This window comes from Limosilactobacillus galli (assembly GCF_947381495.1).
GTDB lineage: Bacteria > Bacillota > Bacilli > Lactobacillales > Lactobacillaceae > Limosilactobacillus > Limosilactobacillus galli.
Genome location: NZ_CANCWK010000033.1, coordinates 1 through 17,913, shown reverse-complemented (window position 1 = coordinate 17,913; position 17,913 = coordinate 1). Strand labels below are relative to the sequence as shown.

The following is a 17,913-nucleotide window of genomic DNA, read 5'->3' as shown; positions in this document are numbered from 1 at the left end:
CTAATGCTAATAAGTACTCCTTCGTTTGGAAGAAGCAGACAATTAAGTATAGTGAATTGAATGTTGAAAAAGCTCGTCAATTAATTCATGAGATTAAACAGGCAGAGGTTAAAATCAATGTCGATGAAGAGAATTTTGACATTGACCAACTTGACACTGTTATTGCATTACTCGAACAACGAATTGAGGTGTTGAATCAATGGGTTAGCGAAACCGCAAAGGTTTCGCCTAATCCAGCCAAACAAGAGCGACGCCATGCTAAAAAGTACCTTCATGCACTGGATCACTGTCGCCAAAAACACCTTGAATATCAAACCCAGGCCCAGATTGCTGGTCAACAGAATAGCTATTCCAAAACTGATCATGATGCCACTTTTATGTGTCTGAAAGAAGATCCCATGCAAAATGGCCAAACTAAGCCGGCATACAATCTTCAAATTATGACCAATTCGCAATATGTCCTTGGTTATGGCCTTATGCAGAACCCTACTGATACACGGACCTTGATTCCCTTCCTTCATCAACTCAACCAAAACGGCGTTTTGGGTCGAGAGATTGTCGCTGATGCTGGTTATGGTTCGGAAAGTAATTAAAAGTATATTGAGGATGAGTTGCCTAATTGTACAGCTCTAATTCCTTACAGTACTATGCTTAACGAGAATAGTCGTAAATGACGCTCTGATGATCGTAAAGTGATGAACTGGGAATATCATGAAGATGATGATTACTATATTGATCCGCATGGCGTCCGCTTTAATTTCAAACGTTATGCCTATCGCAATGATAAGTATAAGTTTCGTCGTGATTTCAAATTGTATCAAGCTGAAAAGTACGATGAAAATCATCAGGTTATTCCTCAAGCATTAACGCCCCGTGGAAATATCAAATCTATTATGGTGAATCCACAGTGGGAATATTTTAAAGCTAAAGCTCGCGAGTCGCTTTCAAATTCCAATACTTATTCGCGTCGGAAATACGATGTAGAATCAGTTTTTGGTAATTTGAAGGCTTATTTGGGTTTCAAGAGATTCATGGTCCGTGGTCTTAAGAAAGCCAAAAGACAAATTGGGATTGCCTTAATGGCATTGAACATGAAGAAAATGGCCGAAAGGCCGTCTTCATATTCCAATAATTTCGTAAAAAAGGAAGAGCCATTCCTCAATGGCCTGGATTAATTCAGCTTGGTTCTGATAACTAGTATCTTGGCCAATCTCAGCTTTAAGCTTATTAAAGACCGTTTCACAGGCGGCGTTGTCTAAACAAGTTGCTCGATGAGACATGCTTTGGCGAATATGCCCCTGGCGCAAAAGTTTTCGCCAAGTGTTATGTTGGTAGTGCCCCCCCTGATCGGTGTGGAGAGTTAATTGATAACCAGTATGCGGTAACTGATCGAGTAACTTTTGAAGTGGCATCAAGGCAAAATTAAGAGTTGTCCTTTGGCCAATGGCCCAAGTTAAGATCTGATTAGTGGCGAGATCTTTAATAATTTCCAGATAAACTTTTTGTCCATTATGAGCTTTGAACTCCGTAATGTCACAGACCATCTTTTGATATTTACGATTACTCATAAAGCGCTGGTTGAGCTTGTTCTTAGCCTTCTTGCCGTTAGATCCTTTAGAGGAATCATACTTGTACCGCCGTTGATTATATTTAGTACATTTAAGTTCCATTTCATGCATGAGGCGTTGAATTCGCTTGTGGTTAGGAGCTGCTTTACCAATTAGCTGGTAATAGGCACGCACTTGGGCACCGAGCCGCCGGACTCCGTACTCGGCTTCATAGTAGTTAAACAAGCCTTTGATTACCGCCTTGAATTCAAGCTCATCTTTATCCGGGTGCTCAAACTGGTGTTGCCAGTACTGGTAAGTCGACATCGAAATGGGGAGCGCATCAATTAAATCCTTTAACAGGTATTTGGCCTTGAGTTCATAGATTACTTGCGCGAGTTCTTTTTTGGATGCTTTCTCAAGCCAGCTAATTTTTTTGAGGCGTCGAGTTGTATCTTTAATAATAAGTTTTCTCTTTGTAGGGCTTGATTCTGGGCCTGGAGCTGCCGTAATTGCTTGTTTTGGTTGTCTTCGTGATGAGTGACCATGTCTGGCCTTCCTTCTCCGGCGTAAGTTCAGTAAAGCCTGTGCTCCACGCTTATTATAGATGCATTCCCAATGATAAACCGAAGCTGGAGAACGAAAGCCGAAATGAATACAGGTCGCTGAAATTGACGCCAAATTTTCTTGTTTCCACTTTACCAGATTCAAGCGAAAATCCCCAGTAACTTTAGGCGGACTAAGTAATGGTCCTCCACCAAATCGTGTATAAATACCCACCCATATTTGAAAATCAAGATCGGCGAGGTGATATTTACGTCTGACGGAAGCCAAAGTACTGTTACTACCAATATATTCCTTAACAGCCCTAAGCTTAGTACTGACGCTAATTTTAGTCATAAAAATACCCCCAGAGTTGATTTCCAACTCTGGGGGGTACACGTCAGGACTTATGTCACAGCCCCTTTTAATTATCACCCGCACGGGGATATAAGGCCCTGTAATACCGGGCTTTTCGGTGCTTTTTTCCGCACTTTTTCCGCAGCTTCTATAATTCTGCTAGTTTGTTGATGATTAGCTTATCATTTTTGGCCTTGTACTCGTCCACTAGATATGAGTAAGTATTCAACGTGACCGTGATATTAGAATGGCCCAGCCGTTTCGATATAGCGTAAATATCTACACCCTTGCTTAATAGGTAGGCAACATGAACGTGGCGCAGTGAGTGAAAGTGAAAGCCTTGCTTTTTCAGCTTACATGAAGCCATAATAGAACGTAAACATTTATTCAGAGCAGTTCCAGTTGGGACCGTTCCTAGCACATTCTGAAATACCATAGTCGTGCTATTAGCTTTCAAATCAGCTAAACGATTCAGCAACTCACGATTAACCTTGATCGTCCGCTTGCTTGATTCCGTTTTAGTCGATTTGAAAGCTTTTTTCTTTTCATTCCACGACTTATCAACCGTGATCGTAGCATGGAGAAAGTCCACATCTTTCCAGGTGAGCGCTTGTATTTCACTCTTTCTCATCCCCGTATAAATAGCAGTCAAGATCATGTAACGGCTGGTATTGTAACGGTTAAGATTACTTAGCACATTCTTTTTAAGCGTCTGGAGTTCGTCAACTGTTAGATACTCAACCTTGCGGAGCTTTTCCTTGTTATAGCTAACATTGACATTGTGAGTAAAGTCTTTGGTGATAATATCATCGTCTATCGCATATCCTACACAGGAACGAATAGCCCCGTTTAACTTGCTGACGGACTTATAAGCATGATCGGCACCATACCAATTAATAAAGGCTTGATAGTCTGAACGTTTGATGGTCCGTAACTTAGTATCACCCCAATAAGTCCTAATCTTATTTTGCATGATATTGTATTGATTCTTAGCACTATCGCTCCTGGCCTTATTCGCTTTATAGAGCTTGAACCACCGCTCAAAGTAATCAGCTAGTGATATGTCTTTCAACGTTTGGTTAATTGCATTGAGCTTCTTTTCCAGTGTAACGGCAGCAGATACCGCCTCACGTTTTAGTTTGAAGCACCCGGCAGATTTTTGCCGCCGTTTCCCGTTCTCATCACGGTACACAGCAACGCCGTAGTAGCCCTTTTTAGCTTTTCTTACATAACTCATAAGATTACCCCTTTTTATTCGCACAGCTCCCCAGCGTGGCAATGAGAGGGGTATTTTTTATGAGCGGACCCAGCCGGGCGTGTACCCGGTTTAGCCCATGATATGAATAACATCCCCACAAGTGGGAAAAATTAACGGGCGCAATTTTGCGCTGGTTGGTATTCCCGGCAGCATCCCCACAAGCGGGGAAGATAAACAGCGTGTTCAAATTGACCACGCAGGGTAAGGCAATATCCCAGGCCGCCCGGCGCAATTTTGCGCTGGGGTCTACAAACTATCGACCCCTTAACTACTGGGGATGATTGCTACAAATTACTACATCGAACAGCTATATACCAGCTATATTTAGCTATCAAAGTTGGTCCACTGAAGCAACGGGCCAAGTCGGACCAGTAACAGATATAACCCTCAGTCCAGAATTGGACCCAGCCTTATTAGCGGCAGCATTCCCAACTAACAGGGGATGAACTAGAACCTACAAAAACATACGGTTAAAGCCTATCAATTAAGAAATTAGCTATAGTAGCTCAATAACATTTCATAAATCAATTATTCTTAAATATTGAATGGTCTACTTCCCTGTACTTACTAATTAAATCATCTAATTTTTTATAGCATTCTACAGAACCTTGATCGTGATTGGTGGCAGCATTAAGAAACATATCTAACAACTCGCTTAAATAATAATCAAATTGTGCAAATTCATTTTTATCTTGAATGGAGTTTTGCATATCCACCAAAGCCTTTTGCTTCTTATCAAGAAAAAGATTTGAAAACTTAAAATACCTTTTCAAGACTTCATCTTCTGTATAAACGTGAAAGGCATTTTCGTAGTCACCAAAATGGATGAATTCATTTCGGTGTTTTTTAATGTAATCTTCAAAAGAAGGGTTTTGTAGATTACTAGAGCCTTGTAAGTAAGCAACAGGGACATCAAAGAAGTCAGCTAATTTTATCCAGTTCTCAATTTTGGGTTTACGATACCCTTTATCGTTTTCCTGCTTTTCATAAGCACTAAGGCTAGAAACAGAAATTCCAGTTTCTTTGCTCACCTGTTTCAAGGTGAACTTTTTGTTTTTACGTATTTCTTTTATTCTGTTCAACGATATGCCCCCCTTTCCGATTTAATTATTAAATATATTTCTACAAATGTAAATAAAACACCATAAAATAGTTGACTTTTCTACAAAAGTAGAATTAAATAATGAATGTAGAGTTCTACAAATGTGGAAAAGGAAGTGAGAATAAATGCCAGAGTATTTCAGTTACAAGCAAGCCATGAAGTATATGGGCTTTACGGCTCCTAAGACCTTAACGGAATATATCAAGCAAGGTTTACCGACCATTAAAGTTGGTAATTCCAAGCGCATCGCCAAGTCCGATATTGATAAGTTCATGGCTGCTCATCGTGTCGTAGCAACGCAAGACAAGTAACAACAAAGAAAGAGGTATTTCAGAATGAAGAATGTTGACACTCAAAAGATTTTAGATGAATTGAACAACCGCAAGGCAGAAACATTTGAACTACAAGACGGCGACCAGATCCGCCTGGAGAATGGTATTTTCACCGCTGGAGAATATGAAGACGGAATGGGCTTTGATATGACCGTTGAAGATCACACCGCAGACATTCCCTTTATTGGTGAGATTTACTACGGTGGAAACCAGCCGACGGAAAGCACGCCGTTAGAAGATCGGACTTTCATTAAGGAACATGACATCATCAAATACGCAGACGTTTCCTACATGGTTGTTTGCTTACAACAGACGGAATTTAAGAATGGATATACCTTAATCGCCCTAGATAGTCTAAAAGCCGCCGCCAAAGCCTTGCTAGGCCGCATTTAGGGGGATGATTGAATGAACGAAGCCAAAACGCTTGAAGATCTTTATATGCCTATCAAGGCTAGCTTTATTAAGCGCCACGACAAAAACGGATATTACATAACGAGTGAAGACCTGGCAGAACTGTTAAAGCTCAATCATCGTAGCATCAAGAATATGATTAATAAAAGCTTTGATGATTTAGCCAGTTTGTCGCCCGCTAACGCTATTCGTTTTAACCCCAGACAATATCTACATGGTGGTAGGCCGGAACGCAATTACTATTTGAATGAGTTCCAAGCAACGTTGTTAATTCTGTTAGCACGTCCTAGTAAAGCTAGTAATAAGGCGAAAGCACAAGCCCTCAAAACAATAGGGACAAATGATAAACGCTACCGGCAATATAAAAAGTTAACTCAACTTTTATTAAAACGGGCTACTGGCCTAACCGCTAAGCAGATCAAGCAGCAGCGCCACGTCAGCAACTCGCTAGACGGTCTCACCCCGCAAGAGCAAGAGCGCTACTCTCAACTGGAAAACATCGCAATCGGCCTTGTGGGACTTGGTAAGACGTGGGACGAGATCAAGGGCATTATGTTACTGATCTAGATTGGGGATGAATGTTTATGACACCGGATATTTTATTTAATGTGATTATTAAGAACCGCAGCGCAGTAGTTAATAGCCGGGACGTGGCCAAAGTTTTTCATAAGCGGCACAAAAATATTTTGCGTGATATAGGCCGCCTTAAAAACGACTGGAGTAATTTTACTGGGCTCACTTTTGAGCCCAGCTCAACAATCACTGAACCCCAAAATGGGGACAGTAAAAATAAAACACTGAACCCAAATTTGAGCCCAGTAGATTTAGAAACATTGAGCCGGGTTAGCAAAATGAAGTTTGATGAGTGCTTCATCCCCGCATCCTATATCACCAAAGACGGGCGGACGGTTCGCTCATACGATATGAACCGGGACGGCTTCACTTTGCTAACAATGGGCTTCAATGGCCGCAATGCCTTAGCATTCAAATTGGCTTATATTTCTCGCTTTAATGACATGGAACAGGAATTAACTAAACGGCGTACTCTGTACGACTTAGAAAAGCGACTACGCAAGCAGCTAACCGATTCCATTCAGCAATATTACGTTGGCGATAATCTAGGACGTGAGATTTTGCAATTAACTAACCTGCTATACATAGCGGCGGCAGGACATAACGCTTCAAAACTCAAGCGTGACAGAGGTTTCGGCAAAGACGTTTCAGCCTTTGCAGAAGTCCTTACAAGCGACGAACGGGAAGCCTATATCGACACTGAAAATAAGCTAATTAGCTTATATACCAGCGGCGTTAATAGCTACCAGGAATTAAAGGACCGACTAATTAAACATTCAGCCTAGATTGGGGATGATTTTCTTATGGATATTGGAGTAAAGCTACCGCCAGAATTAGAGCAGGCCACCCTTGCGATGGTCAAGGCTGCTATCGAGCAGGTGGTGGCAGATACAAGGACAACTAATCACTGGCCAGAGTATATGAACCAACGACAGGCTGCTAAGTATCTGGGGACTTCACCAGGTACCCTCATCAAGTGGGAAAGAGCAGATATTGGCTTTCCTACCATCACAATCGAGGGTAGCAAGCATTACAGCAAGGCGGCCCTTGATCGGTGGATGGACGCACAACAACAGAAGAATTAAAGCACAGCTCCCCAGCACGGCTTTGAGAGGTATCTAAGATGAAACTACTAAGAACTATTGATAATCAGATTTTGGCGTTTTGGTTTACAGCGCCAGACGAAAGAGTGTGGGCTTACCTGGCAACGTTTGTCCCAGCAACGGCCTTTATTATCGGACTTATGACCCAAGTATTTTAAGAGGTGAAACCTATGGAACATTTAGACAAGGACGAGCAGCGGATTATGGACTTATTACCAAAAGGAATGGAACGACCACGACCGCTAAAGGAACTAATGAAACTCACAGGCTGGAGCAGTCGTCGAGTACGTGGTGTAATCAATCGTTTAATCGTTATCCACCACAAGCCAATTGGTGCAAGGTATGAGCGGCCCTTTAATGGCTACTACATCATTACCAATGACCAGGAACGAACGGCAGCCCTCGCACCGCTAACGTCGCAGATTATGGAAATGACCAAGCGGGCGCAGGCAATCAGCAACGCAGATTTAGAAAGTAAATGATGATTATGTTTCATGAAACAAAAAAGCCGCTAATGCTGGATAACTACCACATCACACAGCATTAACAGGCTCAAAACTTAGATAAGGCGGTAACTAGCCCGCCTTGTCTATTCTATCATGAAGCAATTATTGGGAAACATCCCCGACACAGAAAGGAATAAGACAATGGAAAAATTTAATCTTAATCAAGTTGAAGATACAAACATTACCCTTGAAACAGTTCTGGGGCTGGCACAAACGGTCAATGACTTAGTGTCGGATAACATAACTTTGTTGACTGACTACCCTAGCCAAGATGGTGGAGAAAAGTACCAAGCAAACCGCCTGGCAACTAAATTAACGGCGCTATCGGCTGCTACCATTCAAGCTACGGAAAAGGCACAGAGCCAAGTCAACATGGCCGTGAATTCACTTATGGAAGCTGGTGACAAGTAATGACTGATAACTTTGATAGGCTTATGGCCAATAACACAACCACAAAGGGCCTAATTTCATCACTTATGGACTATCACGAGCGGCTTCATGAATGCCTGATTCCGTGCTTGAAAGACGATTACAGCCATAGCGATTTATACAATTTAATGGTAACGGTTGAGAACCAGGACGAGATAATCAGTGCACTACATGAATGCCTAGAGTATATAAACAATAGCAATCATGAAGCCTTGCAACAACTGTTTAATCAATCACTCAAGGATGGTGATAAATTATGCAACTAATCACCCTCACAGCCCCAGACGGGCACCGAGAACGTTGGGAACCATGCTTAGCAGCCAACGCCTTAAAACAGCTATACCGTTACCTCATCAACCCGGACCAGGCCACAGTTAGCAAACTAGCCCAACAAGTGGAAGAGTTTGTCGGTAATGACCCGGAACGAGTACATAACGCCCTCGTCTACGCACAATCGGTCCAGGATGGCTTGCCCCACAAGCTGGCCCTAATCAGCAATAACGGAGAGCGCAGCATGACCAGGATATTCTTCCTACTACGCTCACTGGACAAGGACACAGGCATTCACCGCAATATTTACGACCGCCCAGCAGATGATAACCCAATGATCGCCGTTATTCAGCAAGTGACGAACCGGGACCAACGGACCATTAAAGGACTGGCCGCCCTTGCCAAGTTATTTGTTGATGGTCAACTTAGTTACAGCAGTTTGGGGGATGGTAGACAATGGAGCTAAAGGATTTCTTAGAAACCAACGATTTCTATACTCTTAGCAACAACGCTAAATTATTGTATCTGTATCTATTGGTCTATCAAGACGAAAATAGCTTGGTTCATTGTAGTGAGCTTATCTGTAATGCCCTTCATGTTGACGGCACAGAGTTTTCACAGCTTGCCAATGTAGGATTAATAAGAATTGGTGAGCCTGGAGAACCAGTAAAGATTATGAGGTAATAAAATGGCACAGCGCAGAATGATTAGCAAAGAGATACATCAAAACGGGGCCTATATCAATTTACCGCCAGTAACTAAAATCCTATACGATGATTTAGTTCTGTACGCTGACGATGATGGCTTCTGTACTGACGTTACTTTAATTAACTTAATGGACAAGGCAACCGATGAGAACTACAAGCAGCTAGAGGATAACAATCTAGTTATTAAGCTAGACGGTGCTTATTTGATTGTTGATTGGCTAAACACGGAACAATTGACGCACTACAAGCGCACATCCCTGTTAAATTTATCTGCTCAAGTATTCATTCGTACTGATTTTAGATACACAATCGACCCCAACGATGAAAACATTGCATTGTCATTGGATGATTGGGTAGAAAGAGCAAACCGCAGCAGAAAAATAAACCTTAAAGCCTTACAGCAGCAACGGTTACAGCAGTCCGTAAACAAAATGGATACTTCTGGTAAACATAATGTAAACGAAAAGGATACAAAATGTTCGCCCAGTATAGATAAGAATAGTATAGATAAGAGTAGACTAGGACAGACCAGAGAAGATCAGAACAGCACAGACCAGAAAAATTTAAATAAGTGTGTGTATACTACTACATCTTCTTCTAATGGGGGTATGGGGGAAACCACTTCTTACCGCCCTACTGAAAGTGACAACCAAAGCGATAACCCGGAAGTCCTAATTGCTAAGATTAATCGAGTAATGGCCACCAGCATTCCCCACGATGATAAACGACTAAATGCCTTGTTCAGTGACCTACTCAATCAGTACAAGGCTGAATACGTAAAGCGAGGACTATCTAAACTTCTGACAGAAATTCAAGATCTCAAGGGGCAGCCCAGTATCATTCACAGCATGATTACGGCTCACCTATTGGAAAATGTTAAGGCCGTTACTACGGAAAGGACGGAATAGCTATGGACGTGAAGAAGTTAATCCAGCAAAGAACATCATTACTAAAAAAGTATGGTCGTGACCAGTTGAAGCAAGCAAACGACCCGTTAATTTTCCAGAAGCTATCACCAGAAGATCAGCAGAAATTAGTTAGCTATTGTATTCAATCATTTAAGCACCGAAAAACACCTAACAACCGCTGGAGCAGTTATGGGTTGAAACACCTTTTCGAGGACGAAGAGCCAGGCGGCTTCTATGTTTATAACGGCCAATTCAAGGGCGCAATGCTGATCGCTGGATTTATTCCAGAAGCAGCAGGTGAACTCAATTGGATTTATTGCATATCGCAAAGAAGCCCGGCACTGGTGAAACACAATAAGCTGATTGCGAAGAGGGTGTAATGAAGCAATGGGCATATTAGACACCCTATAAAAGGAATGGCCAGGTACCATGTTCAGATTTTGCACCCTTAAAAAAGAAGAGGTAATTACTATGAACCGTGAAGAAATTGAAGATCATCTGTCTAGTGTCGTACTAGGGCTTAATACTAATAAGATCAAGCTGATTCAGATTAAGAAGCTAGACAAACAAATTGCAGAGAATGAAGCACAGTTGAATAAGAGCCTAATCAAAATACCGTTCGTTCATAAAAAGATACTGGACGACATGGGTATCATTAAGCACCATGTCCCTACCCTGCTAGAGCAAAATAAGCAGCTTGTTACCAAGTACAATAAAAAGCTCAAAGAAGCGCAGCAGATCGAAGGGCAGATAATTAATCACCTTAAAGCCGTTATTGATGATTACTCACATAGCACAGGCAAAGATAAGAAAATTAAGAAAAAGGTAATTGATAGCTATTTCAGTAACTACTCAATTAATGAAAAATTGGACGAATACGATCAACTAGAGCGATGAAAATAAACATCCCCCAATTACTGTTATATTAACGATAATCGGGGGATGATTTAGTGGACTATGAACCACGTTAAAGGTATTTCCGGCACTTTCGGCAGCCTTAAAAAGATATTCAGATTTTTCATGCAATAAAAAGAGTAATCGGACATTTCAGACACCCTAAAAAGAGAGGATAAATACAGATGAAATTTAATATCAAATATCCAATGCTAGTGGAGCAAGCATACAACCAACTAATCGCGGGTGGCCTAAAGCCCCGTAAAGATAAGTTATACAAAATGCTTGTGGATGAAGGGATGATTGATGAGCTAGGCCACCCTACACAAGCAGCAATTGATAGTGGCCTAGTCGAAAACGCTGGAGATAACCCTATCAAGCAACTAAAAGCAGAAAACCCGTACCTGGCTAGTATTCCAAACCAGCATTTCATGGTAAAGGACGGCTTAATATTAATGGACTGTTTCGCAGTTAAAAAAGCGGCTACCATCGTATTAAATGACCCTACAGCAACGCCAGAACAGCGTGACAGCGCACAACACTTGCTGGACCAGGTAAACAACCTGGACCATAACGAATGGCACTAACTAACAGTAAAGGCGGCCTAACAGTGGACCGTCTTTTTTGATTGATAACCGACGAATATTAACATCCCCTAAATGCTGCTAAATCAGTAATTACAGGGGTAACTAGCCTATATATTCGTTGGTAAAGGGGCAGAATTGTAGTTAATTCAGTAGCAAGTTAGAATGAAAAAGTAGACCGTGCGTTCGATATAGCGAACCTTGCTAAAAAATCGGACAGTTTTAGAACGGATAGACAGCAAGCAATATAATTTATCGTTTAGTGCTTAAAGTTGCTTAGACGGCCTTACAGCGAAAAATAGAACATGGAGAGATAGAAGATGAAATATTTAAGTTTTGCGCTAATCATAATGAGCGTATCGGCAGTACCATTTACTGGCCTTATCATGTCCGCAAAGCACAGCATGGAGGTTAATCTTTCGGGTTGGGCTATAGTATCCGTGCTTATTGTGTTTATATCGGCCTTAGCAATGTTCCATTAACTAAAGCCAAGCAAGGGGGATGATCTTATGGGTTGGTATCGTGGACGATATGTTTTCAATAATCGAAACCTGGCACAGTGGATGGCAACAAGCAAAAAGGATTACCATTTCAGAGTTCGCCACAAGGACCAGGCAGAAAAAACGGTAGTTAGTTTCGTGTATTCGGACCAGGTGAAGAAAGACAGGCGATTATATAGCCCTTGTCGTCAAACTTACGAATACTACAAAGATTACTGTAATCAGCAAGGACTGGAGCCGCTGACTAATCGACAATTCAAGCACAACATGGAGTTATTGGGGTTCGTATACCAGAAGCACCATCGCTTTTATGCTGGATATTACAGCAATAAGGTAACAACCGCCTATAAAAACATTGGAATAATGGCCGATTAGTTCCATGCACTTCACAACTGTTTGGAATTGCCTAAACGTTGATAGGACAGTAACACAGCACTAATAACATTGTACAAAACTGGACATTATCGGGGATATTTGTAGTCAATTGAATGCTGACAAATGCTAACCTTGTTTGTAGTTTCGTAGTTAAAAGCGTTGCTTACACTTGAATACTAACAAACGCTGGTATTACAGGCTTCACCGCAACAAGCTGGAGCAATTAAGGCCAACAAGCAGCGCCTTATTGACGCTAAGTTTGAACATGGAGAACCTGTAAAAACCTGCTATTTGTTACTGATTCGTAGTTAAAAATAATACTAAGAAAACATAAGGTGAAAGCCTATATTGACGCTGATTACATAGTAAATGCCACTACTCACAGGAATTACAGAGCGGTGGCCTTTATTCGATTAGGGGGATGATGATAAATGCTGCTTAATTCGTTTGATGATTATATGTTTTACAATCTAGTGGCACATATATTTCACGTTTCAATAACAACGTCCTACTGGACTACTAACACGATTACAGCCGGGATAATGATTGCTATTGTCCTGGTATGTTTGATTGAACGATAGCAATAAAAAAGACCCGTTGAATTAACAACAGGTCAAAAAGCAGCACCGCACCACGTGGCACAGCTCCATAAATAAAAAAACCAAATCTATTATATCTTTTAATTTATTTACCCTTACCGGGCATAACTAAATTGTATTGGAGTGGTAATGCTATGTCAATCATCCCCAGCATTGATGAAAAGGCCGCTGCTAACAATGCCAAAGATTACCTAAAGCAATTCAAGGGCTGGCAACTAATATCGCTTAGAGTGGACGATAGCGACCCCAGAGCGACCGACCAGGAGCAATTGGAGCACACGATGGCCATATCTGAACTAAAGGCCCGGCAGCATATCATTGCCGCAGTTAGCAAGGTTGACCAGGCTAATGGGATAATCTTAGATCAACGATTTATCAAACAGCACCGCACCAAAGCAACACTGGCAGAACTGGCAGCGCACCGTTACAAGATCACAGAGGGCAACTTCTATCATCGACAACGTAAAGCCTTGCTGATGGCTTACAAGCTTATGCACTAGCTGGGGATGATTCGGACATTTTCGACACCCTAAAAGGTATTTATGACACTTTCGGCCCCCTTAAAAAAGAAAAGGCAGCCCTCACATAGCCGCCTTTACAAATTACCATACGCAAACATATTTTAGCATGCAACACTCCCCCGCCCTACTTTGCTATCAAAAAGAGCGCACACATTCCAATCGTCTTACACATAAGCGATAATTTTTGAAAGTTTAGGGTGGGGGGGTATCATTCGCCAATTATTGAAAAATCAGCATTTAACATGATAATTCACTATCCTACTTTACCCGTTTTAGCGTTTTTCGCAATTTTGTTGGCCATTCAGACAACACGAAAACGCCGCAGCCATACAATCGACCATCTTATTTACGTAGAGTGACCATCATTACTGGAAAAATCAGTGTTTTTTTACATTGGAGCAGTCACCATCCCCAAATTAGGAGCATAATAAAACTATAAATGTTTATATGGGGGTATTCCAGAATGAAAAAGATAGGTTTAGCTTGTGTTACCATACTGGCCGGACTTAGTTTAGCTGGGTGTAATAACCTAGCATCGCAATCACACAAGACGGCCAGCAGTTCGTCTACTACGTCTACCAAAGTAGTTAAGCACCACAAGGACCATAAGAAAGCTAACAAGGCCAGCCACAAGAACAAGCAATCATCATCCAGTAGTAGTCAAGCAACAGCCAATAATAATGCTACTAGCCAACAAGGTAACAACGGCAACCAACAGGCTACCGCTCAATCTAACAACAATGGTCAACAGCAAAGACAGCCTCAATCAGAGCCGACTAATCAAGGTAATGGTGAGCAGGTATACACAGCACATCCATCGCAGGGCGGTACAATATACCAGACCAATGGCAATGCAGGTAGTTTTCAAGGCGACCCAGACACGATTGCAGAAACTCAAATAAAAATGGAACAAGCTGCCCAGAGAATTCAGAATGGGCAACAATAATAGAAGAAGTTCGATTAAGGGGATGGACCTAACATGGTTCGTTCCCTTTTTCTATGCTTAATGTTTACATTGCAAACACGCAAAAAGATATTTTGCCGCAAACGTTGCGAATGGCAAAAGAAAAAGCCGCCCAAACAGGCAGCCCCACGCTGGAGAGAAGTTAAATATTTTTCCGCACTTTTTCCACATTTGCGGTAAAAAATACGTTTTTTAGTGTTTTTGCAAAAATAAAAATGCCTTTATATCAACGTTTTGAGCTGATATAAAAGCACCGAAACAATAAAAAATCACCCGCACGGGGATCGAACCCGTAACTCCGCCTTGAGAGGGCGACGTCTTAACCAATTTGACCAGCGGGCAATATCAATTAACGTACAAGAAGAATTATACGTTATCCCACCATTACTGTCAATCCTCTTTTTTATTTTATTACGATATTACTCGTAAGACAATTCCAAGAGGTAGGCTCGTTTAGCGGGCAGATGGGAAGTCGTCACCCAGACATCATGATAGATTGGCTGATCACTATTAGTCATAGCAAAGTAATCATCTAGTAGGTCTTCATTCTTCGCCACAAAGTCATTGGAGAGCCGGTTAACCATCAACGAAAGGTCCGGAAAATAAAAGTTTGCGTCCGCAATTTTCAGTTGATCATCAATTGCAATCATGACCGTGTTGGTGTAACGGGCCCTTTTCATCATAATCAGTTCGGGGTGTCGCTTAATCTTCATCAAAACATAATAAATCGAATCAGAATTACTTGCCATTTCTCTTTTTCTCCTTGTTTCAACCACCATTGTAACAAAAGTGCGAACTTAAAAAAGCCGCAACCCAATAAAATAATTGGATTGCGGCTTATCAAGATTGGGAATACTGGGTTCGAACCAGTGATCCAGGATTCAGAGTCCTGCGCCTTACCGCTTGGCCAATTCCCAATGACGTTGCTTCATACAACAGTCATTACTATACAGAATAATCCAGAATTAGTCAACCCTTTTTGCCAATTCTTTTTTTAATTTCTTTTTTTGGGTCAAAATGCGGGCCTGTGTCTCCGCCGAAACGGCCGCCGTATCAACTCCATCACTCCAATGATCAATATCCGCCCGAATCTGCTTCTGCGATGCTGGATCGTAGTCATGGTGTAAGAAATTATAGTTAGCGGTACTGCTCTGATGTTGCCAAATGTCTGCCATGATGAACTGGCTCCGGGTCCGCTGCAGGTCTTTGGGCATCTTATCTGCCGAAAGGGCCTCAACATCAATCACCTTCGCCGTGGCCATTGGCGGCAACGGCTCACCGCTAGGCAGATATGGGGCAACTGGCACATTGATCAATGCCCCGCGCATCACTTCCTGCCAGTTCTCCCTCGTTGCCAAGCGGTGCTCCAAACCTGGTTCAACGTCATTGGCCACCAGGTAGTCACGCTGCTCACCCCAGCTCAGCATAACGTGAACTTTGAAAACATGTGCCATTTTGCTCACTCCCTTTTACCACTATTCTACCGCAGATAGTCCCACTTTGTGAATCACTTCATAATCAATTCACTAAATCGTAACTAATTCGCCACGTAATTATCACTTTTGTGGACAATAATGGGACAATATAATAAACTCTCTGTTATTAGGAGGTGGTCAGAATTCGTAGACGCCTATTTTTACCATTAATCTACCTACTGGCCTTTGGTGCCCTTATCTGGGGCTACCAGAACAATCCGCCATTTCAACAGTATGCCAACGTCGCCATCCACGATGCCCAGGTTCTCACCTATAACGGGCTCAATCGTTTGACCGGCAAAAAGCAGCCTGCTGAATCGGCCCAACAAGTTGATCCGAGCCATGCTAATGCAACGACGGGCTCCCGCTGGCCGCATCCCACGGCAACGGTCTATGTTGACCTCAGCAGCCCGGTGCTGCGCAATGCTGCAGAATCGGCAATCAGTCAGTGGAACCGGACCGGTGCTTTTACCTTCCAGCAAATCAATGATAAATCCAAGGCCGATATTACTATTACGGCCATCAATGAAAATAATGACAATGCTGCCGGACTGACCAATTCGACGACCAATGCCATGACCGGTTATATTACCCATGCCGATGTACAACTCAATGCCGCTTACCTTCTCGATCCCAGCTACGGCTACTCCCAGCAGCGGGTGATCAATACCGCCGAGCACGAGCTGGGCCACGCGATCGGCCTCCAGCACAACAATGGTACCTCGGTCATGCAGCCAGCTGGTTCCTTCTACACGATCCAGCCTGCTGACGTCAACGCTGTCAAAAAGCTGTACTCACAATCTCCGGATACCAACGAAATTAGTAGCAACAGTCAGCAATCATCCGTGCACGCAAAAAAGCTGTCCGCCTCGCTAAAAGCGAAGTGAACAGCTTCTTTTTTACCCAATTTCACTACCCCTATGCCGGATCGGAATCCGAATGTTGATCGCCAGCACAGCCACGATGACCAGCACAGAACCGATTATGTCAGCCCCCGTCATGTGCAGGTTAAAAAGCAGAACCGAACCGATCGTTGCCGCCAGCGGCTCAAAGGCATCCATCAGGCTAAAGGTGGTGGCATCAATGTACTTGAGCGAGTTATTAGCCAATTGGAACGGAATCAGGGTTCCGATGATCAAAATCCCCAGCCAGCAGATCCAAACAATCGGGAGGTTAGGAATATGCGGTTGGCCAGGATGAATGGCCAGCAGTGCCAGACCGGCAAACAGCAAGCCCCAGCCCGTTACCACCATCGATGGCACCCGGTTAGTCCGGAGCATCTGCTGTGGAATCAGCGTGTTGGTGGCCACCCCAATGGCCGCCACAATCCCCCAGAAAAGGACCAACATGGTTACCGCCAGGTGGTTCATCCGCCCGTGGGTTGCAATGATAAAGACCCCGATAAAGGCGATGATGGCACTGATGATTTCAATCCGGCGCGGCGGTATGTGCCGGAAAGCCGCCAGGTAGGCAATGATAAAGAACGGGCCCACAAACTGCAGCACCGTCGCAATCGAGGCATTCCCATATTGCACCGCCATAAAGTAACCAAATTGTACCGGCACCAGTCCAAAGAAGCCATAGGCAAAGATTACCCAGGCATCATGCAGATTATGGAAGATCTGCAGCGGACGGTCCCCCTTAAACTGGCTGATAATGAGCAGGATCACCCCGGCCGAGATCATCCGCGTCTGGGTCAGCCACATCGAGGTAATGCTGGAGCTGACATTAAAGAGGGCCTTGGCAAACAGCCCCGAAATCCCCCAAAAGGTGCAGGCCACGATAATCATGACCGTCCCCAAGACTTTTTTATTTGTCATAATATTCCACTTTCCAATCTAGAATTTCCACAAGTGCCATTCTAACACACTTTATTTAAACGGTTCTATGATATTCGGTAAGGATAAGATGAATTCTTATCTTTATCGTTTTTTGTTACTTGCTGTACCATTGAT

25 protein-coding genes and 2 tRNA genes are annotated in these 17,913 nt (G+C 42.8%); 19 read left to right on the top strand and 8 right to left on the bottom strand.

Features of this window, described 5'->3' with window-relative positions:
- Both QOS10_RS06970 and QOS10_RS06965 read left to right on the top strand, forming a co-directional pair.
- Positions 1-593, top strand: a 593-nt coding sequence (locus QOS10_RS06970; protein WP_283594723.1) for a transposase, incomplete at its 5' end; no start/stop codon positions are given.
- A 102-nt stretch (positions 594-695) separates the two neighbouring features.
- Entirely contained in the window at positions 696-1,175 is a 480-nt protein-coding gene (locus QOS10_RS06965; RefSeq protein ID WP_283594722.1) for a transposase, read from the top strand.
- Here QOS10_RS06965 and QOS10_RS06960 read toward each other — a convergent pair.
- From QOS10_RS06960 to QOS10_RS06950, 3 genes are all read right to left on the bottom strand, one after another.
- Entirely contained in the window at positions 1,119-2,447 is a 1,329-nt protein-coding gene (locus QOS10_RS06960) for an IS3 family transposase (RefSeq protein ID WP_283594721.1), read from the bottom strand. The genes QOS10_RS06965 and QOS10_RS06960 overlap by 57 nt on opposite strands.
- Before the next feature lie 148 nt (positions 2,448-2,595).
- Complete coding sequence (locus tag QOS10_RS06955; RefSeq protein WP_194177146.1) at positions 2,596-3,684, bottom strand: tyrosine-type recombinase/integrase; 1,089 nt, start codon at positions 3,682-3,684, stop codon at positions 2,596-2,598.
- 545 nt (positions 3,685-4,229) lie between these two features.
- A complete protein-coding gene (locus QOS10_RS06950) occupies positions 4,230-4,787 on the bottom strand; it encodes a helix-turn-helix domain-containing protein (RefSeq protein WP_283594720.1) in 558 nt (185 codons plus the stop codon).
- Positions 4,788-4,932: 145 nt separating this feature from the next.
- Between QOS10_RS06950 and QOS10_RS06945 the strand changes: the two genes are divergently transcribed.
- The 16 genes from QOS10_RS06945 to QOS10_RS06870 all read left to right on the top strand — a co-directional run bounded on the left by QOS10_RS06945 (position 4,933) and on the right by QOS10_RS06870 (position 14,465).
- Complete coding sequence (locus QOS10_RS06945) at positions 4,933-5,118, top strand: helix-turn-helix domain-containing protein (protein ID WP_283594719.1); 186 nt, start codon at positions 4,933-4,935, stop codon at positions 5,116-5,118.
- Positions 5,119-5,142: 24 nt separating this feature from the next.
- The gene (locus QOS10_RS06940) at positions 5,143-5,532 is read left to right on the top strand and encodes a hypothetical protein (protein WP_283594718.1); all 390 of its coding nucleotides are present in this window, start codon (positions 5,143-5,145) and stop codon (positions 5,530-5,532) included.
- Between the two features lie 12 nt (positions 5,533-5,544).
- A complete protein-coding gene (locus tag QOS10_RS06935) occupies positions 5,545-6,117 on the top strand; it encodes a hypothetical protein (protein ID WP_283594717.1) in 573 nt (190 codons plus the stop codon).
- 17 nt (positions 6,118-6,134) lie between these two features.
- Entirely contained in the window at positions 6,135-6,908 is a 774-nt protein-coding gene (locus QOS10_RS06930) for a Rha family transcriptional regulator (protein ID WP_283594715.1), read from the top strand.
- Positions 6,909-6,926: 18 nt separating this feature from the next.
- A complete protein-coding gene (locus QOS10_RS06925) occupies positions 6,927-7,208 on the top strand; it encodes a helix-turn-helix domain-containing protein (protein ID WP_283594712.1) in 282 nt (93 codons plus the stop codon).
- A gap of 188 nt (positions 7,209-7,396) precedes the next feature.
- Positions 7,397-7,708: a hypothetical protein gene (locus tag QOS10_RS06920; protein WP_194177141.1), complete on the top strand. Its 312-nt coding sequence runs from the start codon at positions 7,397-7,399 to the stop codon at positions 7,706-7,708.
- 117 nt (positions 7,709-7,825) lie between these two features.
- Positions 7,826-8,143: a hypothetical protein gene (locus QOS10_RS06915; protein WP_283594710.1), complete on the top strand. Its 318-nt coding sequence runs from the start codon at positions 7,826-7,828 to the stop codon at positions 8,141-8,143.
- A gap of 274 nt (positions 8,144-8,417) precedes the next feature.
- Positions 8,418-8,897, top strand: coding sequence for a hypothetical protein (locus QOS10_RS06910; RefSeq protein WP_283594708.1), 480 nt, complete (start codon positions 8,418-8,420; stop codon positions 8,895-8,897).
- Positions 8,888-9,115, top strand: a complete 228-nt coding sequence (locus QOS10_RS06905) for a septum site-determining protein MinC (protein ID WP_283594706.1) — start codon at positions 8,888-8,890, stop codon at positions 9,113-9,115. The genes QOS10_RS06910 and QOS10_RS06905 overlap by 10 nt, the downstream gene beginning before the upstream one ends.
- Before the next feature lie 4 nt (positions 9,116-9,119).
- Positions 9,120-10,046 (top strand): hypothetical protein, encoded by a 927-nt coding sequence (locus tag QOS10_RS06900; RefSeq protein ID WP_283594704.1) that lies wholly within the window; start codon positions 9,120-9,122, stop codon positions 10,044-10,046.
- Between the two features lie 2 nt (positions 10,047-10,048).
- Positions 10,049-10,426, top strand: coding sequence for a hypothetical protein (locus tag QOS10_RS06895; protein ID WP_283594701.1), 378 nt, complete (start codon positions 10,049-10,051; stop codon positions 10,424-10,426).
- 91 nt (positions 10,427-10,517) lie between these two features.
- Positions 10,518-10,943: a hypothetical protein gene (locus QOS10_RS06890; protein ID WP_283594699.1), complete on the top strand. Its 426-nt coding sequence runs from the start codon at positions 10,518-10,520 to the stop codon at positions 10,941-10,943.
- 182 nt (positions 10,944-11,125) lie between these two features.
- Positions 11,126-11,527, top strand: a complete 402-nt coding sequence (locus QOS10_RS06885) for a hypothetical protein (RefSeq protein ID WP_283594697.1) — start codon at positions 11,126-11,128, stop codon at positions 11,525-11,527.
- A 506-nt stretch (positions 11,528-12,033) separates the two neighbouring features.
- Positions 12,034-12,399, top strand: coding sequence for a hypothetical protein (locus QOS10_RS06880; protein WP_283594695.1), 366 nt, complete (start codon positions 12,034-12,036; stop codon positions 12,397-12,399).
- A 733-nt stretch (positions 12,400-13,132) separates the two neighbouring features.
- Positions 13,133-13,498: a hypothetical protein gene (locus tag QOS10_RS06875; RefSeq protein WP_283594694.1), complete on the top strand. Its 366-nt coding sequence runs from the start codon at positions 13,133-13,135 to the stop codon at positions 13,496-13,498.
- A gap of 484 nt (positions 13,499-13,982) precedes the next feature.
- Complete coding sequence (locus tag QOS10_RS06870) at positions 13,983-14,465, top strand: hypothetical protein (protein ID WP_283594691.1); 483 nt, start codon at positions 13,983-13,985, stop codon at positions 14,463-14,465.
- Between the two features lie 287 nt (positions 14,466-14,752).
- Here the strand turns inward: QOS10_RS06870 and QOS10_RS06865 are convergent.
- The 4 genes from QOS10_RS06865 to QOS10_RS06850 all read right to left on the bottom strand — a co-directional run bounded on the left by QOS10_RS06865 (position 14,753) and on the right by QOS10_RS06850 (position 15,937).
- A tRNA-Glu gene (locus tag QOS10_RS06865) sits at positions 14,753-14,825 on the bottom strand.
- A gap of 77 nt (positions 14,826-14,902) precedes the next feature.
- Positions 14,903-15,232 (bottom strand): hypothetical protein, encoded by a 330-nt coding sequence (locus tag QOS10_RS06860; protein WP_283594688.1) that lies wholly within the window; start codon positions 15,230-15,232, stop codon positions 14,903-14,905.
- A 97-nt stretch (positions 15,233-15,329) separates the two neighbouring features.
- Positions 15,330-15,400: transfer RNA gene (locus tag QOS10_RS06855), tRNA-Gln, on the bottom strand.
- Positions 15,401-15,448: 48 nt separating this feature from the next.
- Positions 15,449-15,937, bottom strand: coding sequence for a DUF7679 family protein (locus QOS10_RS06850; RefSeq protein WP_283594686.1), 489 nt, complete (start codon positions 15,935-15,937; stop codon positions 15,449-15,451).
- A 155-nt stretch (positions 15,938-16,092) separates the two neighbouring features.
- On the opposite strand from QOS10_RS06850, the gene QOS10_RS06845 reads away from it, so the two are divergent.
- Positions 16,093-16,845, top strand: a complete 753-nt coding sequence (locus QOS10_RS06845) for a matrixin family metalloprotease (protein WP_283594684.1) — start codon at positions 16,093-16,095, stop codon at positions 16,843-16,845.
- A 12-nt stretch (positions 16,846-16,857) separates the two neighbouring features.
- Here QOS10_RS06845 and QOS10_RS06840 read toward each other — a convergent pair whose 3' ends face one another.
- Positions 16,858-17,778 (bottom strand): DMT family transporter, encoded by a 921-nt coding sequence (locus tag QOS10_RS06840; RefSeq protein WP_283594683.1) that lies wholly within the window; start codon positions 17,776-17,778, stop codon positions 16,858-16,860.
- Between the last annotated feature and the right edge of the window lie 135 nt (positions 17,779-17,913).

What these genes read in the sequence shown, in the direction of transcription:
- QOS10_RS06965 (WP_283594722.1), top strand. Translation starts at nt 696, where the DNA reads ATGAACTGGGAATATCATGAAGATGATGATTACTATATTGATCCGCAT.
- QOS10_RS06960 (WP_283594721.1), bottom strand. Translation starts at nt 2,447, where the DNA reads ATGACTAAAATTAGCGTCAGTACTAAGCTTAGGGCTGTTAAGGAATAT.
- QOS10_RS06955 (WP_194177146.1), bottom strand. Translation starts at nt 3,684, where the DNA reads ATGAGTTATGTAAGAAAAGCTAAAAAGGGCTACTACGGCGTTGCTGTG.
- QOS10_RS06945 (WP_283594719.1), top strand. Translation starts at nt 4,933, where the DNA reads ATGCCAGAGTATTTCAGTTACAAGCAAGCCATGAAGTATATGGGCTTT.
- QOS10_RS06940 (WP_283594718.1), top strand. Translation starts at nt 5,143, where the DNA reads ATGAAGAATGTTGACACTCAAAAGATTTTAGATGAATTGAACAACCGC.
- QOS10_RS06935 (WP_283594717.1), top strand. Translation starts at nt 5,545, where the DNA reads ATGAACGAAGCCAAAACGCTTGAAGATCTTTATATGCCTATCAAGGCT.
- QOS10_RS06930 (WP_283594715.1), top strand. Translation starts at nt 6,135, where the DNA reads ATGACACCGGATATTTTATTTAATGTGATTATTAAGAACCGCAGCGCA.
- QOS10_RS06925 (WP_283594712.1), top strand. Translation starts at nt 6,927, where the DNA reads ATGGATATTGGAGTAAAGCTACCGCCAGAATTAGAGCAGGCCACCCTT.
- QOS10_RS06920 (WP_194177141.1), top strand. Translation starts at nt 7,397, where the DNA reads ATGGAACATTTAGACAAGGACGAGCAGCGGATTATGGACTTATTACCA.
- QOS10_RS06915 (WP_283594710.1), top strand. Translation starts at nt 7,826, where the DNA reads ATGAAGCAATTATTGGGAAACATCCCCGACACAGAAAGGAATAAGACA.
- QOS10_RS06910 (WP_283594708.1), top strand. Translation starts at nt 8,418, where the DNA reads ATGCAACTAATCACCCTCACAGCCCCAGACGGGCACCGAGAACGTTGG.
- QOS10_RS06905 (WP_283594706.1), top strand. Translation starts at nt 8,888, where the DNA reads ATGGAGCTAAAGGATTTCTTAGAAACCAACGATTTCTATACTCTTAGC.
- QOS10_RS06900 (WP_283594704.1), top strand. Translation starts at nt 9,120, where the DNA reads ATGGCACAGCGCAGAATGATTAGCAAAGAGATACATCAAAACGGGGCC.
- QOS10_RS06895 (WP_283594701.1), top strand. Translation starts at nt 10,049, where the DNA reads ATGGACGTGAAGAAGTTAATCCAGCAAAGAACATCATTACTAAAAAAG.
- QOS10_RS06890 (WP_283594699.1), top strand. Translation starts at nt 10,518, where the DNA reads ATGAACCGTGAAGAAATTGAAGATCATCTGTCTAGTGTCGTACTAGGG.
- QOS10_RS06885 (WP_283594697.1), top strand. Translation starts at nt 11,126, where the DNA reads ATGAAATTTAATATCAAATATCCAATGCTAGTGGAGCAAGCATACAAC.
- QOS10_RS06880 (WP_283594695.1), top strand. Translation starts at nt 12,034, where the DNA reads ATGGGTTGGTATCGTGGACGATATGTTTTCAATAATCGAAACCTGGCA.
- QOS10_RS06875 (WP_283594694.1), top strand. Translation starts at nt 13,133, where the DNA reads ATGTCAATCATCCCCAGCATTGATGAAAAGGCCGCTGCTAACAATGCC.
- QOS10_RS06870 (WP_283594691.1), top strand. Translation starts at nt 13,983, where the DNA reads ATGAAAAAGATAGGTTTAGCTTGTGTTACCATACTGGCCGGACTTAGT.
- QOS10_RS06860 (WP_283594688.1), bottom strand. Translation starts at nt 15,232, where the DNA reads ATGGCAAGTAATTCTGATTCGATTTATTATGTTTTGATGAAGATTAAG.
- QOS10_RS06850 (WP_283594686.1), bottom strand. Translation starts at nt 15,937, where the DNA reads ATGGCACATGTTTTCAAAGTTCACGTTATGCTGAGCTGGGGTGAGCAG.
- QOS10_RS06840 (WP_283594683.1), bottom strand. Translation starts at nt 17,778, where the DNA reads ATGACAAATAAAAAAGTCTTGGGGACGGTCATGATTATCGTGGCCTGC.